The organism is Streptomyces sp. NPDC049954, assembly GCF_040656295.1.
In the GTDB taxonomy this organism is placed as follows: domain Bacteria; phylum Actinomycetota; class Actinomycetes; order Streptomycetales; family Streptomycetaceae; genus Streptomyces.
Genome location: NZ_JBFALS010000012.1, coordinates 178,822 through 189,545 on the forward strand (window position 1 = coordinate 178,822; position 10,724 = coordinate 189,545).

The following is a 10,724-nucleotide window of genomic DNA, read 5'->3' on the forward strand; positions in this document are numbered from 1 at the left end:
GCGTTATCCCTTCACGGCGCCGTCGGTGAGACCGGAGACGGCCCGGCGCTGGAGGAAGACGAAGAGGACCAGGATCGGCACGGCGAACAGCGAGGAGGCCGCCATGGTGGCCCCCCAGTCGTCCCCGAAGTTGGTCTGGAACTGGGACAGCCACAGCGGGAGGGTCTGCGCCTCGGCGTCCTTGTTGAGGACCAGGACCAGCGGGAACTCGTTCCAGGCGGTGATGAAGCCGAACATGGAGGTGGACATGAGCCCGGGGGCCAGCAGCGGCAGGATGATCTTGCGGAAGGCCTGGGGCCGCGTGCAGCCGTCCACCATGGCCGACTCCTCCAGCTCGGCCGGTATCGCACCGACGAAGCCGCGCAGCGTCAGCAGCGTGAAGGGCAGGATCATGACCAGGTAGAACAGGGTCAGCGGGACGAGGCTGTTGAGCAGGTCCGCGTCGCGCACCAGCATGTAGATGGCGATGACCATGACTTCCCAGGGCGCCATCTGGGCGACCATGAAGCCGATCACGAATCCGCGCCGGCCCCTGAACCGCATCCGGGACAGGGCGAAGGAGGCGGAGAGCGCGAGGATCAGCGAGAAGACGACGGCGAGGACGGTGACGGTCAGCGAGTTGCCGACCAGCCGCCAGAAGTGGTCCGCCCCGAGCGCGGTCCTGAAGTGCTCCAGGGTGGCGTCGGTCGGGAACCAGACGGGCGACTCGCTGATGATGTCGCCGGTCGGCTTGAAGGCCGTCGAGAACATCCAGTAGACGGGGAAGACGAAGCCGAGGAACAGGAGGACGGCGACGACGTTGGGCCAGATGCGGCCGAACAGTGAGCGCTTCACAGTTCGTCCTCCCCTTGCTTCAGAACGATCCGGAGGTAGTACGAGGTGATGCCCAGCAGGATCAGGATGGTGAGCACCGAGATCGCGGCGCCCATCCCGAAGTGCTGGTTGCCGACGCCCTCGATGTAGGCGTAGACGGGAAGGATCTCGGTGAGCCGGTCGGGTCCGCCCTCGTTGAAGGCGAAGACCTGCGCGAAGGCCTTGAAGACCCAGATGACTTCGAGGAAGGTCGTGGCGAGCAGGAAGGGCTTGAGGAACGGGAAGGTGACGTTCCTGAAGGACTTCCAGACCCCGGCGCCGTCGAGGGAGGCGGCCTCGTACAGCTCCTTGGGGATGGTCGTGGTCGCGGCGTACAGGTTGATCGCCACGAAGGGGATCGACTGCCAGACGATGAGGACGACGACGACGAAGAAGGTCGACATCTGGCCCCCCGTCCAGCTGTAGTCGGCCATCGAGTGGAAGCCGATCTTGTCCAGGACGTAGTTCACGACGCCGAAGCGCTGCGCGAACAGCCACTGGTAGACGGTGGTCGCGGCGATCACCGGCATGGCCCAGGCGAGGACCAGCCCGACCATCAGCAGGGTGCGCATCCGGCGGCCGAGGCGGGCCAGCAGGAGACCGACCAGCGCGCCCAGGACCATGATCAGCACGACGTTGGTCGCGGTGAACAGCAGGGAGCGCAGGGTGACGCGCCAGAAGTCCTCGTTGCCGAGGGCCTCCTTGTAGTTGTCGACGCCGTTCCACTCGGTGAGGCGCTGGATGAACTGCCGCATGTTGAGGTTCTGGAACGACAGCGTCACGTTCTTGACGACCGGCCAGCCGAGGAAGACCACGGTCACCAGCACTGCCGGAAGCAGCAGCAGATAGGGGGTGATCCCCTGACGGCGCCGCAGAGCGGAGGCGCCCGTCCTCCCCGGTCCCGCCCCGGAGTCCTTGACGACCTGCGCCGGACCGGGCGCCGGCTGTTGGGTCTGCACGGTCATGCTCGCCATCTCTTTTCTGGGCCTGGTCTGGGCCTGGTGAGGCACTGGCCCCACACATGGGTGCGCCGGGGGCGGGGAGCGGCGCGGGCCACGCGCCCGGTCCGGTGTCCGGCGCGATGCTCACCGCGCCGGACACCGGACCGGATCCTCCCCGCCCCCGGCCTTGAGGCCTTGTTACTGCGCCTGCGACAGGCGCTTGTTGAACTCGCCCTCGACCTGCTTGGCCGCGGCGGCCGGGGACTTCCCCTTGAGCACGGCGGTCATGTAGGTCTTGATCGGGTTCGGCGCGTTCTCGACCGGGGCCCACTCCGGGATCAGCGGCGTGGTGCCACCGCCCGCGGCGGCCGGGGCGGCGGCCTCGGCGGCCGGGTTGCCCTTGAGGCTGGACTCCAGCGAGGTCTTGTTCGGGATGACGCCGCCTTCCTTGGCGAGCTGTCCCTCGAACTTGTCGGAGAGCGCGAGCTTCAGGAACTCCTTGGCGAGGTCCTTCTTCTTGCTGCCCTCGGCCACGGCCAGGTTGGAGCCGCCGAGGAAGACGCCCTCGGGCTTGTCGGCGGTGGCGCCGGGGATCGTGAAGTAGCCGATCTCCTTCTCGATGGCCGGGTTCGCCTTGATGGCGATACCGGCCTCCCAGCCCATGCCGATGAAGGCGCCGGTCTTGCCCTTGGCGAAGACCTCGCCCTGCTGCGGGGTGGCCTCGTCCTTGTCCTTGGGGGCCTTGGAGAGGGCCTGGAACTTCTTGTAGGTCTCCATGGCGGCGGCGACCTTGGGGTCGGCCAGGTTGGAGACGTACTTGTCGCCGTCCTTCTTGACCAGTTCGGCGCCCTCGCCGACCGTCAGGCCGACGAAGTGGTACCAGTTCTGGCCGGGCAGGTAGATCGGCTCGGCGTCGGTCTTCTTGTCGATCTGCTGGAGGTCCTTGTAGAACTCGTCCCGCGTCTTGGGCGTGTCCGTGAGGCCGGCGTCCTTCCAGACCTTCTTGTTGTAGAGGACGACGCGGTTGGCGACGTACCACGGGGCGGCGTACTGCTTACCGTCCACCACGGCCGACTTGTTGAGCGACTCGGTCCAGTCGGAGCCGACCGAGGACTTGAGGTCGCTCAGGTCGGCGAGGCCGCCGCTCTGGGCGTAGGACGCGGTCTGGGTGTTGCCGATCTCGAAGACGTCCGGCGGGTTGTCCTCCGACAGGGCGGTGGTCAGCTTCTGCTGAATACCGTTCCACTGCTGGACCTCGAACTTGAGCTTCGCCTTCGTCTTCTTCTCGAAGGCGGCCGTGAGGTCCTTCTGCCAGCCCTCGGGCGAGGAGCCGTCCATGGCCCACACGGTCAGCGTCTGACCCTTGTAGCCCTCGGCCCCGGCCTTCTTGCCGCTGTCCCCGTCCCCGCCGTCGTCGCTGCCGCACGCCGCGACCGAGACCAAGATGCCCGCGACGCCTATCGCCGCGATGAGCTTGCGCTTCACGCCACCCTCCTCAGGGATGCCTTCAACCCCCCACCCACTGCGACGGCATACGACATGTACGGCTCGCGGGACTGGGACCTGGTCATTAATGGTGTAGACCAGTACGGGGAGCTTGGCCTAGACCTTTAGGGGTGTCAAGGGTGTATAAGAGGGGCTGTCGCCTCTGTTATGGGACCGACACCTTGCCCGGACGGACCACCCCGCGCACCCTCGGCGGGAACGGCCCGGGACCCGGTCCCGGCACCCCGGTCCCGGGCCGTCACCCCGGGACCGGGAAAACGATCTCGGTCGCCCTCGGCGGACGCGGTTGACCAGGATCGTGCCACGATGGGGCGGCGGCGGGCGAGACTTGTGAGCGGCAGTACACAGCGGCCGGAGAGGCAGACGATGGGCACCGACGGGGGCAGGACCGGAGCGAGGGCGGGTTTCCCGGGCGCGGCTGAGCCGACGACCGCGACGAGGACCGCACGCGTCCCCAAGTACTACCATCTCAAACGGCACTTGCAGGAGATGACGCGGACCCTGCCGCCCGGCACCCCGGTCCCGCCCGAGCGCACCCTGGCCGCCGAGTTCGACACCTCGCGCACGACGGTCCGTCAGGCGCTTCAGGAACTCGTCGTCGAGGGGCGGCTGGAGCGCATCCAGGGCAAGGGCACCTTCGTCGCCAAGCCGAAGGTCTCGCAGGCCCTCCAGCTCACCTCGTACACCGAGGACATGCGGGCCCAAGGACTCGAACCCACCTCGCAGTTGCTCGACATCGGCTACGTCACGGCCGACGACACCCTGGCCGGGCTGCTGGACATCACGAGCGGCGGGCGCATCCTGCGCATCGAGCGGCTGCGGCTGGCGAGCGGCGAGCCGATGGCGATCGAGACCACCCACCTGTCGGCCAAACGCTTCCCGGCGCTGCGCCGTTCGCTCGTCAAGTACACCTCGCTCTACACCGCCCTCGCCGAGGTGTACGACGTGCGGCTGGCCGAGGCCGAGGAGACCATCGAGACCTCGCTCGCCACCCCGCGCGAGGCCGGGCTGCTGGGCACCGACGTCGGGCTGCCGATGCTCCTGCTCTCGCGCCACTCGGTGGACGGACGCGGCGAACCGGTGGAGTGGGTGCGCTCGGTGTACCGGGGCGACCGCTACAAGTTCGTCGCCCGGCTCAAGCGACCGGACTGAGAACGGCCGCAGGCCGGACACCCTTCAGGCGCCCGGACCGAGGTCCGGACGGTCCCCCTCGCCACCACTCCCCCTCCTCTCCCGTCACCGCGGGCGTCCGTTATGCGGTACGGGGGTTTCACAACGCCTTTACGTCGCCTAGATTTCGCCCGTCGCGCACTGATCGACGCGCGCGACCCGTCGCACAGCGGAGTGCGCGCGGGCAACGGAGGGGACGGAGCAGGACATGGCGCAGGATGTGGAGACAAGGCCGAGCCCGGAGGGAGGTGGCGCGCAGCAGCCCGTCGTGACCCCGCTGAGAGTCGTGGTCGGCCTGTGCCTGGTCGCACCGTTCGTGGCGATGCTGTGGGTGGGTTCGTACGCGAGGATCGACCCGGCCTTCATCGGCATCCCCTTCTTCTACTGGTACCAGATGCTCTGGGTGTTCATCTCCAGCGCGCTGACCCTGCTGGCCTACAAACTCTGGCAGTACGACCAGCGCACCCGGCGTGCCGCTCGCGGAGGTGAGCCCCGATGAAGGACGGCGTCAACGGGGTCGCTCTGACGATCTTCATCCTCTTCTTCCTCGTGGTCACGGTCATGGGGTTCATGGCGGCGCGCTGGCGGCGGGCCTCCACCGAGAGCCTCGACGAATGGGGCCTGGGCGGGCGGTCCTTCGGGACCTGGGTGACCTGGTTCCTGCTGGGCGGCGACCTCTACACCGCGTACACCTTCGTCGCGGTGCCCGCGGCGATCTACGCGGGCGGGGCGGCCGGCTTCTACGCCGTGCCGTACACCATCCTGGTCTACCCGCTGATCTTCACCTTCCTGCCGCGGCTGTGGTCGGTCTCGCACCGCCACGGCTACGTCACCACCTCCGACTTCGTGCGCGGGCGCTTCGGCTCGAAGAGTCTCTCGCTCGCCGTGGCGCTGACCGGCATCCTCGCCACGATGCCGTACATCGCCCTGCAACTCGTCGGGATACAGGCGGTCCTGGACGTCATGGGCGTGGGTGGCGGCGCGGACACCAACTGGTTTGTCAAGGACCTGCCACTTTTGATCGCTTTCGCCGTTCTCGCGGCGTACACGTACTCCTCGGGGCTGCGGGCGCCCGCGCTGATCGCCTTCGTCAAGGACGGGCTGATCTACCTCGTGATCACGGTCGCGATCATCTACATCCCGATCAAACTCGGCGGTTTCGACGACATCTTCGCGAAGGCCGGCGACGCGCTCTCGCAGAAGAACCCGGCGACCGGGCAGCCCAAGGGCGCGCTCTTCCCGGGGGTGAACGGGCAGTGGGGGTACGCGACCCTGGCGCTCGGCTCGGCGCTCGCGCTGTTCATGTACCCGCACTCGATCACCGCGACGCTCTCCAGCAGCAAGCGGAACGTGATCCGGCGCAACACGACGATCCTGCCGCTGTACTCGCTCATGCTGGGGCTGCTCGCCCTGCTGGGCTTCATGGCGATCGCGGCGGGCGTGAAGGTCGACAACGGCCAGCTCGCGATCCCGCAGTTGTTCGAGAACATGTTCCCGGACTGGTTCACCGGCGTCGCCTTCGCGGCCATCGGGATCGGGGCGCTGGTGCCCGCGGCCATCATGTCGATCGCGGCCGCGAACCTGTTCACCCGCAACATCTACAAGGACTTCCTGAAGCCGGACGCGACCCCGGCCCAGGAGGCCAAGGTCTCCAAGCTGGTCTCGCTGCTGGTGAAGGTGGGCGCGCTGATCTTCGTCCTCGGCATGGACAAGACGGTGGCGATCAACTTCCAGCTGCTGGGCGGCATCTGGATCCTCCAGACCCTGCCCGCGCTCGTGGGCGGCCTGTTCACCCGCTGGTTCCACCGCTGGGCGCTGCTCGCGGGCTGGGCGGTCGGCATGGCGTACGGGACGTGGGCGGCCTGGACCGTGGCCAGCCCCACCCAGGACCACTTCGGGGGCTCCTCGAAGGAGATTCCCGGGCTCGGCCAGATCGGCTACATCGGCGTGACGGCCATCGTGCTGAACCTGGTCGTCACGCTGGTCCTCACGGTCGTCCTGCGGGCCCTGAAGGCCCCGGACGGCATCGACGAGACGGTTCCCTCGGACTACGTCGTGGACGCGGGCGACCCGGGCGTGCAGGAGGAACTGCCGCCCGCGACGGCGGGAGCGCCGGCCGGCCACTGACCCCCGGCGCAACGAACCGGAACAGGTCACCGGTCCCGGCGCAACGAACCGCGACAGGTCACCGACCCCCGGCCGGACGGGCCCGGAAGAGGAGCGAACGGTTCCTCCTCCGGGCCCGTCCGGCGTTCGCTCAGGCCGCCGGGCCGGGACGGGCCGTCCCGGCGGAATCAGTTTTCGGGGGCCCCGGCGGGGGCCGCTTGTGGAGCCCGCACACCGCGCGGGCACCTCGGGTCGGGCCGCTGCGCGGGCCGGGGAACGCCCCCTTGTCGGCACTCCACAACGCTTGGCCGGTACGTGACCTTCACGCCTCCCGACACAACATCTGGGGTCTCTCTCAGCCCACCCACCCCACATGTATGCTCAGTCTCGCTGTCGCCGCAGGGAAATCCGGTGCGAATCCGGAACTGTCCCGCAACGGTGTGTGGTGCGCCTTTTGCACGCCCGAGTCCGAGGACCTGCCGACAGCGCGCCAAGGGCCGACCGGCCCTGGCGCCCAGACGTCCGGGCCTCGCGGAGTGGGCCGGTGGATGTGTCGCCCCGCCCTGCCCGGGCCCGTGCGCCGCTCCCCGCTGCCCCCCGCCGGTCCACAGCCGAGCGAGGGAGAGCCACACAGTGACCATCGCGCCAGCAGATCCCGCTTCAGCGGTCACGGCCGAGCAGGATCTTCCGGGAACCGCCTTGTTGCGGACCCTGACGAATCTCACCGCCGATCTCCCCGACACCGACCCCGGCCGGGTCGCCGCCGCCGCCCTGCGCGGCCGCAGCGCCCACGCCGACGAGGCGGAGCTGCGCGAACTGGCGACCGAGGCCGCCGCCGGTCTCATCTCGGAGGACCCCGCCTACTCGCGGCTCGCCGCCCGGCTGCTGACCCTCGGCATCACCGAGGAGGCCCGGAGCCAGGGCTCGTACACCTACGCCGAGTCGGTCGCCGTCGGCCACCGCGAGGGCCTGATCGGTGACAGCACGGCGCGGTTCACCGAGCTGCACGCCGAGCGGCTGAACGCGCTGATCGACCTGGAGGGCGACGACCGCTTCGGCTACTTCGGGCTGCGCACCCTCTACAGCCGCTACCTGCTGCGCCACCCCCTGACCCGCAAGGTGATCGAGACCCCGCAGTTCTTCATGCTGCGAGTGGCCTCGGGCCTGGCGGCGGACGAGTCGGCGGCGGCCGTGGACGAGGTGGCCTCGCTGTACCGCCTGATGAGCCGCCTCGACTACCTGCCCTCCTCCCCCACGCTCTTCAACTCCGGTACGCAGCACCCGCAGATGTCCTCGTGCTACCTGCTGGACTCGCCGAAGGACGAGCTGGACTCGATCTACGAGCGCTACCTCCAGGTGGCCCGGCTGTCCAAGCACGCGGGCGGCATCGGCATCGCGTACTCCCGTATCCGCAGCCGCGGTTCGCTGATCCGGGGCACCAACGGGCACTCGAACGGCATCGTGCCGTTCCTGAAGACGCTGGACTCCTCGGTCGCGGCGGTCAACCAGGGCGGCCGGCGCAAGGGCGCCGCCGCGGTCTACCTGGAGACCTGGCACTCCGACATCGAGGAGTTCCTGGAGCTGCGCGACAACACGGGTGAGGACCAGCGCCGCACCCACCACCTCAACCTCGCGCACTGGATCCCGGACGAGTTCATGCGCCGGGTCGCCGAGGACGCCGAGTGGTCGCTGTTCTCCCCGGCCGACGTCCCCGAGCTGACGGACCTGTGGGGCGAGGAGTTCGAGACCGCGTACCGCGGGGCGGAGGCGGCCGGTCTGGCGCGCAGGACGCTGCCGGCCCGCGAACTGTACGGGCGCATGATGCGCACCCTCGCGCAGACCGGCCAGGGCTGGATCACCTTCAAGGACCACTCCAACCGCACCGCGAACCAGACCGCCGAGCCCGGTAACACCGTGCACTCCTCGAACCTGTGCACGGAGATCATCGAGGTCACCGACGACGGCGAGACGGCCGTGTGCAACCTGGGTTCGGTGAACCTGGGCGCCTTCGTCGCGGACGGCGACATCGACTGGGAGCGGCTGGACGAGACGGTCCGCACCGCCGTGACCTTCCTCGACCGGGTCGTGGACGTCAACTTCTACCCGACCGACGAGGCCGCCACCTCCAACTCCCGCTGGCGTCCGGTGGGTCTGGGCGCGATGGGTCTTCAGGACGTGTTCTTCAAGCTGCGGCTGCCCTTCGGCTCCCCGCAGGCGAAGGCGCTGTCGACCCGGATCGCCGAGCGGATCATGCTCGCGGCCTACGAGGCCTCCGCCGACCTCGCCGAGAAGCACGGACCGCTGCCCGCGTGGGAGAGGACCCGCACGGCGCGCGGGGTGCTGCACCCCGACCACTACGACGTCGAGCGGACCTGGCCGGAGCGCTGGGAGGCGCTGCGCGCGCGGATCGCGAGGACCGGGATGCGCAACTCGCTGCTGCTCGCGATCGCCCCGACCGCGACGATCGCCTCGATCGCCGGTGTCTACGAGTGCATCGAGCCGCAGGTCTCCAACCTGTTCAAGCGCGAGACGCTGAGCGGGGAGTTCCTCCAGGTCAACGGCTACCTGGTCAACGACCTGAAGCAGCTCGGCGTATGGGACGAGCGCACCCGTGAGGCGCTGCGCGAGGCGAACGGCTCGGTGGCCGGCTTCCACTGGATCCCCGAGGACGTACGCGAGCTGTACCGCACGGCCTGGGAGCTTCCGCAGCGCGGCCTGATCGACATGGCCGCCGAGCGGACCGCGTTCCTCGACCAGTCGCAGTCGCTCAACCTCTTCATGGAGACGCCGACCATCGGGAAGCTGTCCTCGATGTACGCGCACGCCTGGAAGAAGGGCATCAAGACCACGTACTACCTGCGTTCGCGTCCGGCGACCCGGATCGCCCGTGCCGCGGGTTCCGGGGCCGCCACCGCCACGGTCCCCGCCCAGCAGTCCGTGCCCGACGCGGACGCGATCGCCTGCTCCCTGGAAAACCCCGAGTCCTGCGAGGCCTGCCAGTAATGACCACCACTCCCACGGAAGAGAACACGGCGGCCCCCGCCCCCGCGGCCAAGGCCGTGAAGAACCTGCTCGACCCGGGCTTCGAACTGACGCTGCGCCCGATGCGCTACCCCGACTTCTACGAGCGCTACCGCGACGCGATCAAGAACACCTGGACCGTCGAGGAGGTGGACCTCCACTCGGACGTGAGCGACCTCGCGAAGCTCTCGCCGATGGAGCAGCACCTGATCGGCCGGCTGGTGGCCTTCTTCGCCACCGGTGACTCGATCGTCGCCAACAACCTGGTGCTGACGCTGTACAAGCACATCAACTCCCCGGAGGCGCGGCTGTACCTGAGCCGTCAGCTGTTCGAGGAGGCCGTGCACGTCCAGTTCTACCTGACGCTGCTCGACACCTACCTGCCCGATCCGGACGACCGGGCGGCGGCCTTCGATGCGGTGGAGAACATCCCGTCGATCCGCGAGAAGGCGGAGTTCTGCTTCAAGTGGATCGACGAGGTCGAGAAGCTCGACCGGCTGGAGTCGCAGTCGGACCGGCGGCGCTTCCTGCTCAACCTGATCTGCTTCGCGGCCTGCATCGAGGGGCTGTTCTTCTACGGCGCCTTCGCGTACGTGTACTGGTTCCGCTCGCGCGGTCTGCTGCACGGTCTGGCCACCGGCACCAACTGGGTGTTCCGCGACGAGACGATGCACATGAGCTTCGCCTTCGACGTCGTGGACACCGTCCGCAAGGAGGAGCCGGAGCTGTTCGACGACCGCCTGGAGCAGGAGGTCAAGGACATGCTCGCCGAGGCCGTGGAGGCGGAGCTGCAGTTCGCCCGTGACCTGTGCGGCGAGGGGCTGCCCGGCATGAACACGGAGTCGATGCGCGAGTACCTGGAGTGCGTGGCCGACCAGCGCCTTCAGCGGCTCGGTTTCGCCCCGGTCTACGGTTCGCGCAACCCCTTCTCCTTCATGGAGCTCCAGGGCGTGCAGGAGCTGACCAACTTCTTCGAGCGCCGCGCCTCGGCGTACCAGGTGGCGGTCGAGGGTTCGGTCTCCTTCGACGACGACTTCTAGTGCCGTGGCAGGCAATGTTTGCCCGTGAAGGAGCGGCGTCCGGTGCGTGCTCTCGGTGCGCCGGCCGGAAGCCCTAGTACTGGACGTA

Annotated in this window: 8 protein-coding genes and 1 riboswitch; of the genes, 5 read left to right on the forward strand and 3 right to left on the reverse strand. The window is 68.6% G+C overall.

The features are described from left to right. Nucleotides 1–3: 3 nt before the first annotated feature. From AB0J21_RS26080 to AB0J21_RS26090, 3 genes are all read right to left on the reverse strand, one after another. Nucleotides 4–834, reverse strand: a complete 831-nt coding sequence (locus tag AB0J21_RS26080; RefSeq protein WP_363148535.1) for a carbohydrate ABC transporter permease — start codon at nt 832–834, stop codon at nt 4–6. Further along, nucleotides 831–1,817 carry a sugar ABC transporter permease gene (locus AB0J21_RS26085; protein ID WP_363148536.1) on the reverse strand — a complete coding sequence of 329 codons (987 nt, stop codon included), beginning with the start codon at nt 1,815–1,817 and terminating at the stop codon, nt 831–833. The genes AB0J21_RS26080 and AB0J21_RS26085 overlap by 4 nt, the downstream gene beginning before the upstream one ends. A gap of 174 nt (nt 1,818–1,991) precedes the next feature. Further along, nucleotides 1,992–3,278 (reverse strand): extracellular solute-binding protein, encoded by a 1,287-nt coding sequence (locus AB0J21_RS26090; RefSeq protein ID WP_363148537.1) that lies wholly within the window; start codon nt 3,276–3,278, stop codon nt 1,992–1,994. Between the two features lie 387 nt (nt 3,279–3,665). Here AB0J21_RS26090 and AB0J21_RS26095 point away from each other — a divergent pair, with 387 nt between their 5' ends. The 5 genes from AB0J21_RS26095 to AB0J21_RS26115 all read left to right on the forward strand — a co-directional run bounded on the left by AB0J21_RS26095 (nt 3,666) and on the right by AB0J21_RS26115 (nt 10,636). After that, the gene (locus AB0J21_RS26095) at nt 3,666–4,451 is read left to right on the forward strand and encodes a GntR family transcriptional regulator (protein ID WP_363148538.1); all 786 of its coding nucleotides are present in this window, start codon (nt 3,666–3,668) and stop codon (nt 4,449–4,451) included. 226 nt (nt 4,452–4,677) lie between these two features. Further along, nucleotides 4,678–4,968 (forward strand): DUF3311 domain-containing protein, encoded by a 291-nt coding sequence (locus AB0J21_RS26100; RefSeq protein ID WP_363148539.1) that lies wholly within the window; start codon nt 4,678–4,680, stop codon nt 4,966–4,968. Further along, nucleotides 4,965–6,596, forward strand: a complete 1,632-nt coding sequence (mctP, locus tag AB0J21_RS26105) for a monocarboxylate uptake permease MctP (protein ID WP_363148540.1) — start codon at nt 4,965–4,967, stop codon at nt 6,594–6,596. Before AB0J21_RS26100 ends, mctP begins: the two co-directional genes overlap by 4 nt. Before the next feature lie 344 nt (nt 6,597–6,940). After that, a riboswitch (cobalamin riboswitch) is annotated at nt 6,941–7,074 on the forward strand. A gap of 134 nt (nt 7,075–7,208) precedes the next feature. Continuing rightward, a complete protein-coding gene (locus AB0J21_RS26110; RefSeq protein ID WP_363148541.1) occupies nt 7,209–9,578 on the forward strand; it encodes a ribonucleoside-diphosphate reductase subunit alpha in 2,370 nt (789 codons plus the stop codon). Further along, a complete protein-coding gene (locus AB0J21_RS26115; protein WP_363148542.1) occupies nt 9,578–10,636 on the forward strand; it encodes a ribonucleotide-diphosphate reductase subunit beta in 1,059 nt (352 codons plus the stop codon). Before AB0J21_RS26110 ends, AB0J21_RS26115 begins: the two co-directional genes overlap by 1 nt. The last annotated feature ends 88 nt before the right edge of the window (nt 10,637–10,724 follow it).